The sequence below is a fragment of the Nocardia sp. CA-135398 genome (assembly GCF_050955845.1).
GTDB lineage: Bacteria > Actinomycetota > Actinomycetes > Mycobacteriales > Mycobacteriaceae > Nocardia.
Genome location: NZ_CP192084.1, coordinates 1,858,409 through 1,876,637 on the forward strand (window position 1 = coordinate 1,858,409; position 18,229 = coordinate 1,876,637).

Annotated in this window: 12 protein-coding genes, 1 tRNA gene and 1 pseudogene; 9 read left to right on the forward strand and 5 right to left on the reverse strand. The window is 65.0% G+C overall.

The window, feature by feature from the left end; all coding sequences use genetic code 11:
• Positions 1 to 181 precede the first annotated feature (181 nt).
• Entirely contained in the window at positions 182 to 3,184 is a 3,003-nt protein-coding gene (locus ACQP1T_RS08370; RefSeq protein WP_433759369.1) for a UPF0182 family protein, read from the forward strand.
• A gap of 109 nt (positions 3,185 to 3,293) precedes the next feature.
• On the opposite strand, the gene ACQP1T_RS08375 is transcribed toward ACQP1T_RS08370, so the two are convergent.
• Positions 3,294 to 3,842, reverse strand: a complete 549-nt coding sequence (locus ACQP1T_RS08375) for a transglycosylase family protein (protein ID WP_433759370.1) — start codon at positions 3,840 to 3,842, stop codon at positions 3,294 to 3,296.
• Between the two features lie 565 nt (positions 3,843 to 4,407).
• Here ACQP1T_RS08375 and ACQP1T_RS08380 point away from each other — a divergent pair.
• A tRNA-Met gene (locus ACQP1T_RS08380) sits at positions 4,408 to 4,481 on the forward strand.
• A gap of 94 nt (positions 4,482 to 4,575) precedes the next feature.
• On the opposite strand, the pseudogene ACQP1T_RS08385 reads toward ACQP1T_RS08380, so the two are convergent.
• Positions 4,576 to 4,674 (reverse strand): annotated as a pseudogene (locus ACQP1T_RS08385) (TetR/AcrR family transcriptional regulator); the annotation flags it as partial.
• Between the two features lie 236 nt (positions 4,675 to 4,910).
• Between ACQP1T_RS08385 and ACQP1T_RS08390 the strand changes: the two are divergent.
• The 6 genes from ACQP1T_RS08390 to ACQP1T_RS08415 all read left to right on the forward strand — a co-directional run bounded on the left by ACQP1T_RS08390 (position 4,911) and on the right by ACQP1T_RS08415 (position 14,922).
• On the forward strand, positions 4,911 to 6,485 hold the full coding sequence (locus ACQP1T_RS08390; protein ID WP_433759371.1) for an FAD-dependent monooxygenase: 1,575 nt from the start codon (positions 4,911 to 4,913) through the stop codon (positions 6,483 to 6,485).
• A gap of 535 nt (positions 6,486 to 7,020) precedes the next feature.
• Positions 7,021 to 9,243, forward strand: coding sequence for a hypothetical protein (locus ACQP1T_RS08395; protein WP_433759372.1), 2,223 nt, complete (start codon positions 7,021 to 7,023; stop codon positions 9,241 to 9,243).
• Positions 9,244 to 9,476: 233 nt separating this feature from the next.
• On the forward strand, positions 9,477 to 10,328 hold the full coding sequence (locus ACQP1T_RS08400; protein WP_433759373.1) for a MurR/RpiR family transcriptional regulator: 852 nt from the start codon (positions 9,477 to 9,479) through the stop codon (positions 10,326 to 10,328).
• Positions 10,329 to 10,369: 41 nt separating this feature from the next.
• Complete coding sequence (locus ACQP1T_RS08405) at positions 10,370 to 11,134, forward strand: HAD family hydrolase (RefSeq protein WP_433759374.1); 765 nt, start codon at positions 10,370 to 10,372, stop codon at positions 11,132 to 11,134.
• Positions 11,131 to 13,476, forward strand: a complete 2,346-nt coding sequence (locus ACQP1T_RS08410) for a glycoside hydrolase family 65 protein (RefSeq protein ID WP_433759375.1) — start codon at positions 11,131 to 11,133, stop codon at positions 13,474 to 13,476. Before ACQP1T_RS08405 ends, ACQP1T_RS08410 begins: the two co-directional genes overlap by 4 nt.
• Before the next feature lie 18 nt (positions 13,477 to 13,494).
• On the forward strand, positions 13,495 to 14,922 hold the full coding sequence (locus tag ACQP1T_RS08415; protein ID WP_433759376.1) for a lipase maturation factor family protein: 1,428 nt from the start codon (positions 13,495 to 13,497) through the stop codon (positions 14,920 to 14,922).
• Here ACQP1T_RS08415 and ACQP1T_RS08420 read toward each other — a convergent pair.
• Positions 14,916 to 15,317, reverse strand: coding sequence for a nuclear transport factor 2 family protein (locus ACQP1T_RS08420; RefSeq protein WP_433759377.1), 402 nt, complete (start codon positions 15,315 to 15,317; stop codon positions 14,916 to 14,918). The two genes, ACQP1T_RS08415 and ACQP1T_RS08420, sit on opposite strands and share 7 nt — an antisense overlap.
• Before the next feature lie 87 nt (positions 15,318 to 15,404).
• Between ACQP1T_RS08420 and ACQP1T_RS08425 the strand changes: the two genes are divergently transcribed.
• A complete protein-coding gene (locus ACQP1T_RS08425; RefSeq protein ID WP_433759378.1) occupies positions 15,405 to 15,959 on the forward strand; it encodes a PadR family transcriptional regulator in 555 nt (184 codons plus the stop codon).
• A 6-nt stretch (positions 15,960 to 15,965) separates the two neighbouring features.
• On the opposite strand, the gene ACQP1T_RS08430 is transcribed toward ACQP1T_RS08425, so the two are convergent.
• The gene (locus ACQP1T_RS08430) at positions 15,966 to 16,610 is read right to left on the reverse strand and encodes a VC0807 family protein (protein WP_433759379.1); all 645 of its coding nucleotides are present in this window, start codon (positions 16,608 to 16,610) and stop codon (positions 15,966 to 15,968) included.
• 122 nt (positions 16,611 to 16,732) lie between these two features.
• Positions 16,733 to 18,055 carry a lipase family protein gene (locus ACQP1T_RS08435; protein ID WP_433759380.1) on the reverse strand — a complete coding sequence of 441 codons (1,323 nt, stop codon included), beginning with the start codon at positions 18,053 to 18,055 and terminating at the stop codon, positions 16,733 to 16,735.
• Between the last annotated feature and the right edge of the window lie 174 nt (positions 18,056 to 18,229).

Genomic DNA, 18,229 nt, shown 5'->3' on the forward strand with positions numbered 1-18,229 from the left:
TCGGAATCGATAGGTCGGGGCGTGCGTAATCGCAGACCGATCGCAACCCACCGGTCTGTACCCTCTCAGATTCCGTAGAGTGGGCCGAAACGGTCCGCTTTGGACCACCTGCAACATCGGACTGCGGTGTCACGGCCGAGAACATCGGTGCGCGCGCCGCCGGACCTTGGAGAGTGGCATCGTGGGCATGCGGCCCCCCACCGGCTTACCTTCGTTGTCCCGACGCAGCAGAGTGCTGCTGGTGGCGGCCATCATCCTGGCGGCCTTGCTGCTGCTGGGACCGCGGTTCACCGACACTTATACGAACTGGTTGTGGTTCGGCGAGGTCGGTTTCCGCAACGTTTATCTCACCGTATTGCGCACGCGGATTCTGTTGTTCATCGTCGTCGCGCTGTTCGTCGGTCTCGTCGTGTGGTTGGCATTGCTGCTGGCGTACCGGACAAGGCCGGTGTTTGTCCCGGTGGCGGGGCCGAACGATCCGATCGCGCGCTACCGCACCACCGTGATGAGTCGGCTCAAGCTGTTCGGCATCGGCATTCCGCTGGTGCTCGGCGTGCTCTCCGGTCTGGTGGCGCAGTCGAATTGGGTCACCGTGCAGCTGTTCCTCAATGGCGATTCGTTCGGCCAGAAGGATCCGCAGTTCGGTCTCGACGTCGGGTTCTACGCTTTCGACCTGCCGTTCTATCGGATGGTGCTGAACTGGCTGTTCGTCGCGGTGGTCATCGCATTCTTCGCCAGCCTGGTGACCCACTACGTCTTCGGCGGCCTGCGCCTTACCGGTCGCGAGGGCACGCTGACCAGGCCCGCGCGCATCCAGCTCGCGGTGATCGCCGGAATCTTCGTGTTGCTCAAGGCGGTTGCCTACTGGTTCGACCGCTACGAGCTGCTGTCGAGCAGTCGCAAGGAGCCGACCTTCACCGGTGGTTCCTACACCGATATCAACGCCGTACTGCCCGCGAAGCTGATCCTGCTGTCCATCGCGGTGATCTGCGCGATCGCCTTCTTCGCCGGTATCGTGCTGCGCGATCTGCGGGTGCCCGCGATGGCGGCCGCGCTGCTCGTGCTCTCCTCGGTCCTGGTCGGCGCGGTATGGCCGCTGGTGGTCGAGCAGTTCTCGGTGCGCCCGAACGCCGCCGACAAAGAGAGTGAATACATCGAACGCAATATCGCCGCGACCAGGCAGGCGTTCGGCATCACCTCGGACAAGATCGAGTACAAGGACTACAAGGGCGACAGTTCGAAGAGCCCGCTGGAAGTTCCGGTGGATGCGGCGACGATCGCCAATGCCCGTCTGCTCGACCCGAATATCTTGTCGCCCACCTTCACTCAGCTCAAGCAGCTGAAGAACTTCTATGGCTTCCCGGAGTCGCTGGATATCGACCGCTACGCCCTCAACGGCGATACCCAGGACTACATCGTGGCCGCTCGCGAACTGCACCCGTCGGCGCTGAGCGGTAACCAGACCGACTGGATCAACAAGCACACCGTCTACACCCACGGCAACGGTTTCGTCGCGGCGCCCGCCAACCGGGTCAACCGGCCGCAGTACGAGGATCCCAACGCCAATACCGGCGGCAGCAGCGACAGCGGCTACCCCATCTTCCTGGTCAGCGACCTGTTCAACTCGACCGACCAGCAGCAGATCAAGGTAGACCAGCCGCGCGTCTACTACGGCGAGCTGATCTCGCAGTCCAATCCGGACTACGCGATCGTCGGCGCCGTGAACGGTTCGCGGCCGCGCGAATACGATTCCGACACAGCGCAATTCACCTATAACGGCAAGGGCGGCGTGTCGATCGGGAACTGGTTCAATCGGTTGGCCTTCGCGGCCAAGTACACCGAGCGCAATCTGCTGTTCTCCTCGGCCATCGGGGACAACTCCAAGATCATCTTCAACCGCAGTCCGCGCGAGCGGGTGCAGAAGGTGGCGCCCTGGCTGACCACCGACGGCAATGCCTATCCGGCGGTCGTCAACGGCCGGATCCAGTGGATCGTGGACGCGTACACCACGCTGGACAACTACCCGTACGCGCAGACCACCTCGCTGGAGGGTGCCGTCGAGGACAGCATCGATAAGAAGACCGGAAGGTTGTTGCCGCGCAAGGAGGTCAGCTACATCCGCAACTCGGTGAAGGCCACCGTCGATGCCTACGACGGCACGGTGACCCTCTACGAGGTGGATCCGACCGACCCGGTGCTCAAGGCCTGGCGAGGTGTGTTCCCTGGCGCGGTCAAGCCGGAGAGCGAGATCTCACCGGAACTGCGCGCGCACTTCCGCTATCCCGAGGATCTGTTCAAGGTGCAGCGCGAAATGCTGACCAAGTACCACGTGGACAATCCGCGAGAGTTCTTCACCAACAACGCTTTCTGGTCGGTGCCGAGCGATCCGACCACCGAGGGCGGCACCTTCAATCAGCCGCCGTACTACGTGCTGCTGGGTGATACGGCGGCGAACAATAAGCCGGTATTCAATCTGACCAGCGCCATGGTCGGCTACAACCGGCAGTTCCTGTCCGCCTATATTTCGGTGCGCTCGGATCCGGACGGCTACGGCAAATTCACGATCTTGCAATTGCCGACCGATACCCAGACGCAGGGTCCGCAGCAAACGCAGAACAGTATGACGACTGCGCCCGAAGTCTCCAGTCAGAAAACACTGCTGTCGAACTCGAACAAGATCAGATATGGCAATTTGCTGACCTTGCCGATCGCCGACGGCGGAATCCTTTATGTGGAGCCGTTTTACAACGAGCGAAATACCGGGGCGGGCAGCTCCACCTTCCCGCAGCTGCTGCGGGTGCTGGTGAGCTATCGCGATGTGGCGGGCAGTGTGAAGGTCGGCTTCGCCTCCACCCTGGCCGATGCGCTGAATCAGGTGCTGCCCGGAACGGGCTCGCTGGCCACCCCGTTCGGCGGTGATCCGGCGAGCAGGCCGAAACCGGGTACCACGCCACCGGCCGATCACGGCGCCACACCGCCGACGCAGGGCACGACGCCGCCGACCCAGGGCGGCACGCCGCCGCCCGCGACCGGGTCCGGCGCCAAGGATGCCGCGGCCGCCGAGCTGAGCAAGAAGATCGAGAGTGTGCGAAATGCCATGAAGTCCGGGAACTTCCAGGACTTCGGCAAGGCGCTGGAGGAATTGGACGCCGCGGTGAAGGCGTATCAGGACGCCGGTCGCTGATCCCATGAGATCGGCCCCGTCATCCGGTTTCGGGTGACGGGGCCGTTCTCATCGACGTCGGCTCGACGTCGACCTCGGCGCCGTTGCCGAGGGACGTCGGATTCCTACGTCAGCGACCGAACGAGTCGATCAGTGCACCGTTCTGGTCCAGCAGCTGCTGGAACTGGCCCTCCAGGCCGTTCTGCTTGGCCAGCTGATAGCCCGCGGACTTGGCCTGCTCGATGGCGGACTTGACGTTGGTGGCCGGGGCAGGGGCGGCTTCGGCGGGGGCGGCGGGCTCCGGCTCGACGACGGCCGGGCTCGGCTCGGACTCACCGGCGCGCAGGTACTGACCGCAGACCGGCCATGCGCCCGCACCCTGGGTGGCGAGCACATTCTCGGCCACCCGGATCTGCTCTTCCTTGCTGGCGCTATTGGCGGAACCGTGGCCACCGTTGGCCGCCCAGGTGCTCTGCGAGAACTGCAGACCGCCGTAGTAGCCGTTGCCGGTGTTGATACCCCAGTTGCCACCGCTTTCGCACTGCGCGACGCCATCCCAATTGTGCGACGGGGCCGCGGCTGCGGTGCCGGTGGAAAGACCGAACGGGACGGCAACGATTGCGCCGGTGACGGCGGCATAGCCGAGGGCGCGGGTGCTGAGCTTTCGGTGCTTCGACATGTTGTATTCCCTCCCTGCGCCCACCGCCCCCGGAAATGCGAATGCCGAGTCCCTGTCCCCAGGTGTGTCGGGGATCCTCGAACCGCGGGACAGGGTCGCCGGTGTTCGGCGGTTCGAGTTCGAGCCCATCACGTTTGATCCGGGCCGTGGCTCGACGGTAACGAAGAAATCTCAGCAGATCACATCTTGATAACTTCCCCATTGCATGATGCGAATAACGGGTATACCGGTGTTTGCGCAGGTGACAAATGCTCTGAGAATGGATTCCGGACGGTCGGTTATAGCACCGTTATGTGTTCGGGATCACTACGAAATAGTGACTCGGGTCACGTTTGAATCCAATAGGCGATCGGTCTGTTGTGTTCTGAACGACTTTCGTCGCCACGTTCGCTCCGGTCCGGTAGATGGATTCGGTGGATGTCCGCGACCGTCCCTCGACGGCGGTGTGTGCAACCCCACTGCACCGGCCATCCCCCGGCATCCGGTCCGCTGACCAGGGTAAACCACCTGGAAGATAAGCGATTTGCCTTCCGTGCGTAGACGTGTGTAATGTTGTGTTTACCGACGCGGGGTGGAGCAGCTCGGTAGCTCGCTGGGCTCATAACCCAGAGGTCGCAGGTTCAAATCCTGTCCCCGCTACTAGGGAAACGACCCGGAACTCAAATGTTCCGGGTCGTTTTTCATTGATGCTCGAAGCGCGCATTGTCGCTGCTGATCTGGTGCGGATGATCGATCAAACCGCCGATCGAGAACCCTCGAGGTAGGCGACGATGGCGTTGGTGAGTCCGCGCCGGGCCTTGTCGAGGTCGGAGTAGGTGCCGAGCTGGCGTTCGACTCGGCAGGTCAAAGCCGGGCTCGCCGCCGACCCGGCGGTGCACTACCCGCAGGTCTCCGCAGCCGGGTAACCGGCGACACGCAGCACGAATCCTCAACCGCCCGAATTTCTCCCCGCTGCGGCGAACTTGTCGCATCGCGGGTTTCCCTTCTCAACGTATAACGCACCAGCGGGATTGCGGCAAGACCCGGGTGGTGCTGCAGAATCGCTGGCCGAGGCCAGAACCTGCGGAGATGGGAAGTAACCGAATGCATGTGACCGACACCGATGTGATCATCGTGGGTGCGGGCCCGACCGGGTTGATGCTGGCCGCCGAGCTGCGTCTGAGCGGTATGCGACCGCTGCTGTTGGAGCGGAAGCCGCAGCCCCGAGACATCCCGAAGGCCGGTGGTATCGGCGGGCGAATCCTGGAACTGCTGCGCTACCGCGGCCTGCTGGAACGCTGTGAAGCAGCCAATACCGACCCCATCCCGGCTCCCCGCTTCCCGTTCGGCGGTGTGCACGTGGACTTGACGCAGCTGGCGGATCCACCGCTGCACGCGCTGCCGCTCGCACAGCATCGACTCGAGCGCGTGCTCGCCGAACGGGTCACTGAACTGGGCGTCGACATCCACCGCGGACATGAGGTGGTCGGGGTGAGCCAGGACGACGCCACGGTGACCGCGCAGGTGCGCGGGCCGGACGGGTCCTACCAGGTGAGCGCCCGATACTTGGTGGGCTGCGACGGCGGACACAGCCGGATCCGCGATATGGCGGGCATCGCATTTCCCGGCACCACATATCCGGAGGTCAACCGGCTGGTTCAGGTCGCTGTGCACGATTCGGTGACCGTGCTCGACAACGGCGACCTCGAGGTGCCCGGGTTCGGCCGGATTCGCGCGGGTTTCACGCAAACCGATCGCGGTATGTTCGCGAACGGGTCGACCACTCCCGGACTGCTCGGTCTGTTCACCGCCGAAGACGAGTCCACCGATTATGACGACGATGAACCGATGACCCTGTCCGAGTTCCAGGACAGCGTCCGCCGCGTGCTCGGTGCGGATCTACCACTGGGAGAACCGATTCGGTTGTCGCGCTTCACCTTCAAGGATCGGCTGGCCGAACGCTACCGCGCCGGGCGGATTCTGCTGGCCGGTGATGCGGCCCACCTGTTCCCCGCCACGGGTGTGGCGATCAACGCGGGCATGCTGGACACGGTCAACCTGGCCTGGAAGCTGGCCGCCGACATCGACGGCTGGGCTCCGGAGGGTCTGCTGGACACCTACCACGACGAACGTCACCTCGCTGGCGCGCGGACACTGCTGCACACTCGGGCCCAGGTGGCGTTGCGTCGCGGGCAAGACCCGGCGGCCGAAGCGCTTCGGCAGGTATTCCAGGAACTGCTCCTCGATGAGCAGCCGTTGCGGCGGGTGGGCGCCCTCATTGCGGGCACCGACATCCGCTACCCGCTGCCCAACCCCAACGAAAACGCCTTGACCGGCACCTTCGCACCCGACCTTGCGCTGCGCACCGACCGGGGCACAATCAGCGTCGCGGAACTCATGCACACCGCACGGCCCGTCCTGCTCGTCCTCGCCGACCGACCGGAGCTCCATGAGATCGCCCGAGACTGGCAGCATCGCATCGAAATCCACACTGCCGAAACCGATCACCGGCCAGCCGACGCCCTGTTGATTCGCCCCGACGCTTACCTCGCGTGGGCCGCAACCATCGATGAACCCAGCGAGTCCGCCGCGCCCGCGCTGCGCGAGGCTCTTTCCGCCTGGTTCGGCGCACCCCTGAAAACGCCGGTCGATCAGCCCTGCTGATCGGTTTCCAGCGAGATGAATCGGCACTGCTCCCGCTATTCCGCTAGCGGGAGCGGTGCCGCACCGGAATCGTCGTCATCTACGAGGTTGCGACCGTGACGCATTCGAGGAACACCAGCTGCAGCCACATCTTCGGAATTTCCTGGAGCAGCGCAATAGCTACGTCGCATCGGCCCGCGTCGAGTTCCTGGCACCGATGACGTCGAAGGGGTTGCCCGCGACGCCCTGAGTACCCAGCCACACCACGCCATCGCCACTCGATGGCAGCGACGCACGGGATCCCGCATCAGTGGCACGCGTACTCCAGGATCCGAAATCCCTTGGGCGCCTGTGGAACCGGAGTCGAGGCGACCTGCGATGATGTCGCGCGCGCTCTGACCAAGTGGACAGTAGATGAACAATCGGTTTCTTAAAAGTGTTGCCACGCAACAATAGTTGCGTCATGCTGAGGGGTATGGCCAGACGGTCGAAGAGGCGGCCGGTCCGGCCGAGGTGGGTATCCGAGGATTCGAAGGGTTGCTGTCCGCGCCCCGTCATGTCCCATGCGATTCGGTGGCGGCGGCGGGTCGGCTGGGTGCTGGCCGTCATCTTCGTCCTATTCGTCTTTCCCGGGCTCGTCGGCGCGGTGGCCAGTGCGCAATATCTGGCCGCGGCGACCGGCAGCGGTGTCTCCGAAATCGACGGCCTCAGCTGGATGCACATCCGCGATTCGTCCGGGGTTCCGCTGGCGAACTATGCCTTCGCGACCGACCGCGGCGGGGTGCTCGACCCTGGCTCGACGATCCTCTGGGCGATCCTCGGCTTCGAATTCATCGGCTATATCGCCATCGTGACGACCGCGATCTGGTTGATCGGCAATGCGCTGAGCTTCCAGTGGCTCAACATGTTCGGCTCGGCACTGACCGGCGTCGCGGACCGGCTGACCGGTCAGATCGCGACGCCGATGCTGCTGATCACCGCCGCGACGATCGGCGCGTTCTGCGTCGCCTGGTTCTGGTTGCGTGGCTATCACGCCAAGGCGGTGCTCCAGATCGTCACGATGCTTGGTGTCGCTGTGCTCGGCCCGGTATTCCTGGCCGAGCCGCTCGGCGATGTGCTGTCCTCGGACGGATTGCTCGCCAAGGGAAGGGATTTGGGAATTTCGGTGGCGGCCGGACTGAACGGCAACAACAACCCGAATCCGAACCAACTGGTGACGACCATGCAGCGCGATCTGGCGGACAACTTCGCCCGGCGTCCGGTGCAGGTGTGGAATTTCGGGCATGTGGTCGACGAGCAACCGGCGTGCCGGTCGGCCTGGTCCGCGGGGATGATCGCGGGTGACGACGAACGCGTCCGCAAGGGCATGCAGAGCTGCGGTGATTCCGCCGCCTACGCCAAGGCCCAGAATCCGTCCATGGGACAGGTCGGTACCGGGCTGATGCTGTTGATCTGCGGTGGCATCCTGTTGGCCTTCGCGGTGGTGCTCGGCATCAGGGTCGTCAAGGCCGCGCTGGATGCGATCTACCACGGATTCATGTCGATATTCGGTTTCGCCGCAGGCGGATTCGTCTACGGACCGACGCAGACCTTTCTGGTCCGCAATCTCGTCGACGGCATTGTCGCGGCGGGCCGGATGACCGCCTACACCATCTTCCTCGGTATCTACGTGCTGTTCATGGGCAATCTGTTCGCGCAGGCGAAGGGCCAGACCATGGCGGTGATCGTCATCGCGGGCACCGTCGAGATCGTCGCCATCTCCCAGCTCAAACGCCTGAGCCGCGGCCTCAGCCGGGGCAATGACTGGATCGCCAACCGGTTCGCGCTGGCCATGCAGGGGGCTGGAGCGCGCCCCGGCGGTGGAGGTGGCGGGGGATCGGCACTCGGCATGGGGGATGCTCGGGCGGGCGGTTCGCTGCACGGCGGGCTGATGTCCGGGATGGGCATGCTGAACACGATCAACGCGTCGCCGGCGACCGCGTGGCTCCTCGGGGCCACGGTTGGCCCGTTGAACCCGCTGTCGCGCAGGAAGAAGCGGATGGATCTCAACAACATCGCCGCCTCGCCGATGGCGCGGCAATTGCAGGAGTACAACCACGCTGCCCGCGGGAACTGGCGGGTCAAGGCCGCCGGGCGGTTGGACGGAATCGACGGCGGAATCAGGTCCGCTCTCGGTGTCCAGAATGTTCTGGATGGTCTGGGCGACAGCAAGGTCCCGGACTCGATGATCGCTCCGGTTATGCTGGCGATGGGTGCGACCGATCAGCAGGTCATCGATGCCCAGCGCGCCTTGGCCGTCCAGAAGGCCAGCATGAAGGACTACAACCCGAACGGCTTCGCGCCCTTGCAGAAGGCGCTCGCCGCGGGGTACGCGGTGGAGAACCACCAAGGCGTCGCCGCGCTGCCGGCATTCGCGGCGCAGGCCGTGGTCGCGGCGGACAACTTCGTGCGGCACTCCACAGCGCCTGTGAATCATGTCGGCGATAATCATCAGTTCGTTCGTATGCTCTTCGACCCGCAAACGCCGGGCGGGACCGCCCTGCTGGATGACGAGCATCAACTCAGGGCCATCACTCCTGCTCAATGGGACAACGCCGGACGCGATGTCCGCCAGCACATCGGGCGACGATTGGCTTTGGAGCACCAATCCGCTGCCACTGAATACTTCGCCAACCAGGGCGACGCGAATCTTTTGGAAGCGTTGCAGCGGTCGAACCGGCGGCTGGCCAACTTCAACAACTTCGATCCGAATGGCGGAGCCAACCCATGGTCATCGTAGGCGGGCATGCGCACACGTTCGACGGTCTCACCGATGGCCTGGTCAACGATCCGGGGGCCGGTCTGCGGGCACGGAACCTCGCGACTCGACAAGGGGACCCATCCGCATAGACCCCAAAACTGGGACAAACCTGTGGGTTGAACGTGATTGCCCGAGGGCACTAGAACCAGACGGGCCGTCAGTTATGGTGACGGCCTATCGTTCGAGTACCCCGATCGATCGCGAGGCTTACCGTGCGGGACAGCGCTCCCACCACCTATCAGGAACTACGCGCTGTCCTACAGCAGCGCCTGCCCGAACTGGCCGACGGCCAACAGCGCATAGCCAGGCTGGTATTGGACGATCCGGAAGGAACCGCATTCCGCAGTATCGGCCAGAGCGCCGAACTCGCGGGCGTGCACCGTTCCTCCCTGGTGCGTTTCGCCACCATGCTCGGCCTGCCCGGCTATCCGGGCCTGGTCGAACTGTGCCGCAGGCAACTCGCCGCCGAGGCGTATCTGGTGCGTAGACCCGCCGATGCGCCGCCGCCGAGCTCGAACGACGAGTTCTTCACCGCGATAACCGAATACGACGCGAACAATATGTCCCGTACCTTCGCGCGGATCGATCGCGGCGACTGGGACCGGGCGGTCGAGACGTTGGCGCATGCCTCGACCGTGCACGTCATCGGGCTGCGGCGCTGCCTCGCGATCGCCTATGCCGCCACTTACCAGCTGCAGATGGTGCGCCATCGGGTCCGCCAGCTCGGCGCGACGGCGCGGGTGCTGACCGACGAACTGCGCGATGTCGAACCCGGCGACGCACTCGTCGCGGTATCGATCCGGCGCTACAGCAGTGACACCGTGCGCGCGGTCGAGTCGGCGCGCCGCCGTGGCGCCACCGTCATCGCTCTCACCGATGACGCGTCCTCCCCGCTGGCTCGCATCGCCGATGTGACCTTCTATGTCGGAACCGGATCCCTCACCGTGCTGCGCTCGCTCACCGCCTTCACGGGACTGGTCCACGCCCTGGTCACCGCCGTCGCGCTGCGCCTGGAATCCGTCGGCACCGAGACCGACATCCTCGACGATCAATTGCTCGACTAGTCGCGCCGTTTGCCGGTGCCGTCCTCGGGTACCGCTTGGATATGACGCCCAGCCATGATCTCCGGGAGCTCGGATTGCCCGAAACGATCTCGGTGGCGCTGTTCGACCTCGACGGTGTATTGACCGATACCGCGGCGGTGCATCGGCGGGCGTGGAAGGCGGTCTTCGACGAGTTTCTGGCCGGACGCAGCCCCGGCCCGTTCCACCCGTTCACCGAATCGGACTATCTGGGCTATGTGGACGGCCGCTCGCGGGCGGACGGTATCCGCGAGTTCCTGAAGTCGCGCGGGATCACGCTGCCGGACGGGGAACCCGATGCGGCGGAAGGCGAGCCCACCGTGCATGGCCTCGGCAATCGGAAGAATCGGCTGCTCCTGTCGTTCCTCGAACGCGACGGCGTGCATGTCTATCCGGGATCGCTGGCCTATCTGCACGCGACGCGCGCGGCCGGATTGCGAACGGGTGTGGTGACCGCATCGGCGAACGCCCATGAGGTGTTGGCGGTCGCGGATCTGACCCGGTTCGTCGATGTGTGCATCGACGGAGTCGAAATCGCCAGCCGCGGCCTGCGCGGCAAACCCGCGCCGGACGCATTTCTGGTGGCCGCGCAGGCACTGGACGTCAAACCGGAACAGGCCGCGGCCTTCGAGGACGCCATCGCGGGGGTGACGGCCGGGCGGGCCGGTGAGTTCGGATATGTCGTCGGCGTCGATCGAGTACGCGACGGTACGCAGGCCGAGGCATTGCGTCGGGCCGGGGCGGACGTGGTCGTCACCGATCTGGCCGAGCTCGGGCCACCGCAATGAGCACCGACTGCCGTGGCTTCGAGATCGCGCCATGGCACTTGCGTTGGTGCGGACTGGATCTCGAGGCATTGCACCGAACCGAGTCGATCTTCGCGCTCGCCAACGGACATATCGGGCTGCGCGGCACCTTGGAGGAGGGGGAGCCGGTCGGCAAGCCGGGCACCTATCTCAACGGGTACTACGAGAAGCGCCAATTGCCTTATGCCGAGGCGGGATACGGCTATCCGGACGAGGGCCAGACCGTCGTCAATGTGACCGACGGGAAGATCATTCGGCTGCTCGTCGAGGACGAGCCGATGGATATGCGCTACGGCAAGGCCGTCGAACACGAACGGGTGCTGGACTTCCGGTCGGGCACGTTGCGGCGCACCACCGTCTGGACGTCGCCGACCGGGCGATGCGTGCGCATCCACTCGGAGCGACTGGTGTCCTTCACCGAACGCGCCCTGGCCGCGATCCGCTACGAGGTCGAACCCCTCGATGACGATCTGGAGCTGGTCATCCAATCGGACCTGCTCGCCAATGAACCGGTTCCGACCTCGCACGGCGATCCTCGGCTCGCCGCCGCATTGGACCGCCCTCTGGTTGCGGACTTCTGCGCGGCCCATGATTTCGCCGCTGTGCTCGCCCACCACACCCGGCGATCCGGGTTGCGCATGGCCGCGGCCATGGACCATGAACTCGAGGTCGACGCGACCCCGCGCTGCAGTGTGCACGCCGAGGACGACCTGGCACGCTTGACGATCGCGGTCGATGTCGCGAAGGGCGAGCGCGTGCGGTTGACGAAGTATCTCGGTTACGGATGGTCGAGTCGGCGCTCGGTACCGGCGCTGCGGGCCCAGGTGGATGCGGCATTGGCTGCCGGTCTGGAGACCGGCTGGGATACATTGCTGGCCCGGCAGCGCGCCTATCTGGACCACTTCTGGTCCACCGCCGATATCGAGATCGACGGCGATCCGGAACTGCAGCAGGCCGTCCGATTCGCGCTGTTCCATGTCCTGCAGGCGGGTGCACGCGGTGAGACCCGCGCGATACCGTCCAAGGGGCTGACCGGGCCCGGCTATGACGGGCATTCATTCTGGGACACGGAGACTTTCGTATTGCCGGTGTTGACCTACACGGTGCCGGTGGCCGCGGGTGATGCACTGCGTTGGCGGCACGCCACCCTCGACGGGGCCCGTCGGCGCGCACGCGAACTCGGTCACACCGGAGCGATGTTCCCATGGCGCTCCATCAATGGCGACGAGGGTTCCGGCTACTGGCCGACCGGCACCGCGGCGGTGCACGTCAATGCCGATATCGCCGACGCGGTGGTCCGATATCTCGCCGCGACCGGCGATGAGCACTTCGAAAGAGGCTGCGGTGTCGAGCTTTTGGTGGAGACCGCCCGGTCGTGGGTGAGCCAGGGGCACTACGACACAGCGGGGAACTTCCGGATCGACGGCGTGACGGGTCCCGATGAATACTCCGCACTCGCCGATAACAACCTCTATACGAATCTGATGGCGCAGCGGAACCTGGACGAAGCCGCCGAAGCCTGTGTGCGCCAGCCGGATATCGCCGAGCGGTTGGAGGTCGACGCCGAGGAGATCCGCGGCTGGCGCGACCGCGCCAAATGCATGTTCCTGCCCTATAACGAGCAACTCGGGGTGCACGAGCAGTCGGAGGGCTTCACCGACCATGCCCGCTGGGATTTCGCCGCGACGCCGTCCGAGAAGTATCCGCTGATGTTGCATTACCCGTACTTCGATCTGTATCGCAGGCAGGTCGTCAAACAGGCCGACCTCACCTTGGCAATGTACATGTGCCCCTACGCTTTCACCCCGGAGCAGAAGGCGCGCAACTTCGATTATTACGAGGCATTGACCGTCCGCGACTCCTCGCTGTCGGCCGCTGCCCAGTCCGTTATGGCCGCCGAGGTCGGCCACCTCTCGCTCGCCTTCGACTATTTCGCCGAAGCCGCACTGACCGACCTGCACGATCTGCATCACAATGTCGCCAACGGCCTGCATATGGCCTCACTCGCGGGAGCCTGGCTCTGCTGCGTCTTCGGATTCGGCGGGATGCGCGACGGCGGTGGTGAATTACGTTTCGCACCACGACTTCCCGCGAATATCGAGCGCTTGGCCTTCCGAATCATCTGGCGCGGCAGTGGCATAGCTGTCGAGATCACCGCCGATTCCGCGACTTATCGACTGCTGTCCGGAGATTCGTTCGTCCTGCGCCATCACGGTCGCGTGACAACGCTCGGCGATGTCGCCGTGACGCTGCCGATCCCGCGGCAATCCGATCGACCCGAGCCATTGCTACCCGAGGGGCGGGCGCCATACCGGCGGGGGTAGCGGTACGAAGGAGCGGGCATGCCATCGTTCACCGAATCCGAGTACTGGTTGGGCAGACTGGTTTTCCAGCACGGTCTGGCCGTCATCTATCTGATCGCCTTCGTGGCGGCGGCGCGGCAATTCCGAGCGCTCATCGGTGCGAATGGGATGTTGCCGGTGCCCCGATTCGTCCGGCGGGTCGAATTCCGCCGGGCTCCCAGCATCTTCCATTTCCACTATTCCGATCGGTTCTTCGCCGTGGTCGCCTGGTCCGGTGCGGCGCTGTCGGCCGCGGTGGTGGCCGGTGTGTTGCGGCTGGTGCCGCTGTGGACGGCGATGCTGCTATGGGCGACCCTGTGGGCGCTGTACCTATCGATCGTGAATGTCGGGCAGGCCTGGTACGCGTTCGGATGGGAGTCGCTGCTGCTCGAGACCGGATTTCTGGCGATCTTCCTCGGCAATGATCGGGTCGCGCCGCCGGTGCTGGTGTTGTGGTTGGCCCGGTGGCTGCTGTTCCGGGTGGAGTTCGGCGCCGGACTGATCAAGATGCGCGGCGATTCCTGTTGGCGCGATCTGACCTGTCTGTACTACCACCACGAGACCCAGCCGATGCCCGGCCCGCTGAGCTGGTTCTTCCATCGCCTGCCCAAACCGCTGCATCGAGTCGAGGTGGCGGCCAATCATTTCGCCCAACTCGTTGTGCCCTGGGGACTTTTCGCACCGCAGCCGGTGGCGAGCGTGGCCGCCGCGATCATCATCGTCACCCAGCTGTGGCTGGTGCTGTCCGGCAATTTCGCCTGGTTGAACTGGGTGACGATGGTGTTGGCCACCACCGTGATCGATGTGTCCTCGGCGAAAGCGGTACTGCCCGTGCCGGATCCGCCGTCGATGCCCGCTGCGCCGCCGTGGTTCGCCGGTCTGGTGCTCGCGTGCACCGTCCTGGTGGTGTTGCTGAGCTACTGGCCCGCCCGCAATCTGCTCTCGCGTCAGCAGCGAATGAATGCGTCCTTCAACCCCTTGCACCTGGTCAATACCTACGGTGCGTTCGGCAGTATCGGCCGCACCCGCGAGGAGGTGGTGTTCGAGGGCACCGACGAGGCGGAGATCACCGACCGGACACTGTGGCGGGAGTACGAGTTCAAGGGAAAGCCGGGTGATCCGCGCCGGTGGCCACGGCAATGGGCCCCGTACCACCTCAGGTTGGACTGGCTGATGTGGTTCGCCGCGATCTCCCCGTCCTACGCCCGCGGCTGGCTGCTCGCCTTCGTCGAACGACTGCTGCGTAACGACCCCGCGACATTGCGGCTACTGCGCCGCTGTCCCTTCCCCGACTCGCCACCGACCTATGTGCGGGCGCGAATCTACCTGTACCGCTTCGCAACTCGCGCCGAACTCCAGCAGGAGCACATGCTGTGGCGCCGCACCCTGGTCGGTGAGTACCTCCCGCCGATGGCGCTCGGTCAGTAGAAGCTGCGACCGGCGCCGCCACCGGAGGCCGACCAGACCTCGGTTATCAGCCCCGCGGCGATGCGCAGGATATCGGTGCCGCTCACCTCGACCTGCTCGCCATCCGGTCCGGTGTACGCCGCTCCGTACGGGCTTGCCACGAATCCCGTTCGGGTGTCATCCATTTCGACGACCGACTCACCCTGGGGCGCGAATCGGAGTCCGGGACGCTGCGCACGGAATTCGGCGATCTTGGCGGCCAAGGTCTGCGGGTGGTGGATATCGTCGTAGTCGTCGGCGCCCGGCTGGGCGTAGCGGAGCGTGAATTCGGGGGCCATGATCTTGTCCGCGAGCGCCAGGTCGCCGTTCCACATCGCGGTCCATTCGTCGAACAGGGTGATGCCGAAGTCGCGCATCGTCACTCCTCAATAGTCTCATTGATACGGTCTCGATGGCAGTAACATATAGTCTCGGTGAGACGGTGTCAATGAGATGGAGGAGGCATGACGGAGCTCGGGCCGCAAGACCACATCGTGCTGGGGCTCATCGCCCGGTACGGACCGCTCACGCCCTATGAGCTGAAGGCCAAGCTCGAGGAGAGCGTCGACTACTTCTGGCCGGTCCCGCATGCGCAGCTCTATCGGATTCCCGTGCGCCTTACCGAGCAGGGATTGCTCGACGAGGAGGCCGAGCAGGCCGGGCGGCGGCGTCGACTCTTCCATCTGACCGATAAGGGCCGGGCCGAGCTGAAGCGCTGGCTCGCCGATCCGCAGAGTCCGCCCGCCGAGACCCGGGATCCGGCACAGCTCAAGCTCTTCTTCGCGGATCTGGGCGCCCCGGGCGATGTGGTCGCGCTGGCGAACCGCGAGGCCGCGGAGCATCGCCGCCTCCTCGAGCTGTATCGATCGCTGTATGCCGATATAGATCCGAGCGACAAGGCGCGCGCGGTCTCTCGCGCGCGCATCCTGCGCCTCGGCATCCTGCACGAACGGGCCTATGTCGAGTTCTGGGAAGACCTCGCCGCCGACCCCGAATATCGGGACCGGCGGCGCGAGTAGCGGGAGTCAGGCGCGGCGGGCGCGCTTGACGAAGCGGATGCTGAGAGCGATCAGCGGGGTGAAGAAGATGACCGACAGGACCGGTGAGAGCCAGGCCATGGTGTGGATGGGGAGTTGGTAGGCCAGCAGGATCCGGACGGTTGCTTCGGCGACGAGGCCGACGCCCCATGCCAAGGCCAGGGTGTTGAAGCCGCGCCGCTTTGCCGGATTCGTCTGGTAGGAGGTCTCGAATTCGGCGAGTGCGGCCGGTCCGGCCGCCGCGAGTGCCTTGCGCGCGGACAGGTAGGTCAGCGGTTTGCCGACCGCGGTGCTGATCAGGAAGGCGATACCGATGATCGCGGTGGCCGCGGAATCCTTGACGATCATCATCCGGGGATCACCGCTGATCAGCGACCCGACTAGACCGAAGGCGAAGACACCGAGCATGATCGCGGCGAACGGTTCGAGGCGCCGCGAACGGATGGTTTCGATGAGCAGCACCGCACCCGCGAACAGGGTGCCCGCGAACAGGCCGGTGAAGTCGCTGTAGCCGAGGCCGGTCAGCAGGAAGTACGCCCCGACGGGCACCGCGACATCACGGGCGATCGGGGCCAGTACGCGGATCGGCTCTAGGCGTGGCTGTGCGGTCGGGGCCGGTGCGGTGGTCGTCATCACGGGTGCTCCTCGCTGGTGAAATCGGCTGTGCACTACGTGAAATGACGTTACGGATCGGTCGAGGGTGACAGATCTGCCAACCATCACGGGTCCGGCATGACATCTGTCATGCCCGCCGATTACCGATGGAACTGCCGGATCGGCCTGCCTGTCAGCATGCGCACGAAGAGCGCGGCGAAACGCAAGTGGCCCAGTGCCTCTCGCCGTGTGAAGGCCACCGACCATACCGTCTTCGTGCCCGCCGCGGGCAACGGGCGGTTGTCGAATCGATCCGCCACCCAGTTCATGGTGGCCGGTGCGCCGATGAACAGCAGCGGCATATGCAGGCTGAGGCGGTCGCGCAGATACCGCACATGCGCGCCGCGGACCGTGTAGCGGGCAACGTGCTTGTCGATATCGTCGACGGCGATGAGCTCGTCGTTGACGCCCTGGATGACGAGCAGCGGCATGGCAGGCGCCTGCACACCGGGACGGATATCGGCCATGATCTGCTGCAGATCGGGTTCGGCGAGCAGTTCGGCAAAAGTGCGGTGGCTGTAGTCGTCGACGTTCTTGCCCATCAACCGGAACAGCAGATGCAGTGTGGTGCGCGATTCGGCATCGCTGAGCAGATCGAGGAATTCGGTCTTCACATGGGCGCGCAGGATGCGATCGAGATCCGCGTACGCCCGGCGCAGTCCGGCCACGCACACCGTCGCGAAACCCGCGAAGAAGGTGCCGTTCAATCGCGCGAAGGCCGAACCGGGATCGCCGACCGGCGAGCCCGCGACCGCGCCGACGATATCGAGTTCCGGTGCGTATCCGGCGGCGAGTTCCGCGGTCCAGGCCGTGGCGAGGCCGCCGCCCGAATAGCCCCACAGCGCAACGGGAGTCGCCTCGCTCAGGCCAAGTGGTGCGAAGCGCATACTGGCCCGGATGGCGTCGAGGGATCGGTAGCCGGGTTCGCGCGGCACGCCGAAATGCCCGGCCAGCCCGCCGTGGTCGGGCACCGAGATCGCCCAGCCGCGGGCCAGTGCGTAGGTGATCACGGGCAGTTCGACCTGCGGAATCGAGCCGAGCGCCCGTGCGCCGCGCCGCAAAGCGTACGAGGGCAGACATTTCGAGCTGACGCCGTCGATGGCGCACTGGAACGAGACCAGTGGCCGCGGCTCGCGCGGGTCGGCGTCCCATGGCAGCAGCACCGTCGTCACCGCCGCCTCCGCGGTGCCGTGCAGGTTGCTGGTCCGGTACAGCAGTTGCCAGGCCGAAAACTTCAGTGGCACACGGCCGAACAGCGCGAGCTCGACCTCGCGGGTGCGCAGGATGGTGCCGGGGGCGAAGCGTGCGAAACCGGCGGGCGGCCGATAGAACCGATCCAGCTCCGGCTGTAGTGGCCGATCCGAGCGAAATATTTCGGCAACCGGGTGCGCCGATTCCCTTCCGGCGTCGGCCTGCACGCTCATTCCTGTACATCCTTTCGAAGGCGCACCGGCACGGTGTTTTATTTGAAATGACGCCGGAATACCGATACTCAACGTAGCAATGTCGGGGTGGGAAAATAATTGTCCCGAAACACAATTGAGCGGGGTGTTTTTCTCCGATCGGCGGTGTTGACGGTGACCGTCGTCACCCGGTAG

Excerpts from the sequence above, each read along its gene's own strand:
- ACQP1T_RS08375 (WP_433759370.1), bottom strand. The coding sequence starts at position 3,842 with ATGTCGAAGCACCGAAAGCTCAGCACCCGCGCCCTCGGCTATGCCGCC.
- ACQP1T_RS08390 (WP_433759371.1), top strand. The coding sequence starts at position 4,911 with ATGGGAAGTAACCGAATGCATGTGACCGACACCGATGTGATCATCGTG.
- ACQP1T_RS08405 (WP_433759374.1), top strand. The coding sequence starts at position 10,370 with ATGACGCCCAGCCATGATCTCCGGGAGCTCGGATTGCCCGAAACGATC.
- ACQP1T_RS08395 (WP_433759372.1), top strand. The coding sequence starts at position 7,021 with ATGTCCCATGCGATTCGGTGGCGGCGGCGGGTCGGCTGGGTGCTGGCC.
- ACQP1T_RS08430 (WP_433759379.1), bottom strand. The coding sequence starts at position 16,610 with ATGACGACCACCGCACCGGCCCCGACCGCACAGCCACGCCTAGAGCCG.
- ACQP1T_RS08425 (WP_433759378.1), top strand. The coding sequence starts at position 15,405 with ATGACGGAGCTCGGGCCGCAAGACCACATCGTGCTGGGGCTCATCGCC.
- ACQP1T_RS08420 (WP_433759377.1), bottom strand. The coding sequence starts at position 15,317 with ATGCGCGACTTCGGCATCACCCTGTTCGACGAATGGACCGCGATGTGG.
- ACQP1T_RS08415 (WP_433759376.1), top strand. The coding sequence starts at position 13,495 with ATGCCATCGTTCACCGAATCCGAGTACTGGTTGGGCAGACTGGTTTTC.
- ACQP1T_RS08410 (WP_433759375.1), top strand. The coding sequence starts at position 11,131 with ATGAGCACCGACTGCCGTGGCTTCGAGATCGCGCCATGGCACTTGCGT.
- ACQP1T_RS08435 (WP_433759380.1), bottom strand. The coding sequence starts at position 18,055 with ATGAGCGTGCAGGCCGACGCCGGAAGGGAATCGGCGCACCCGGTTGCC.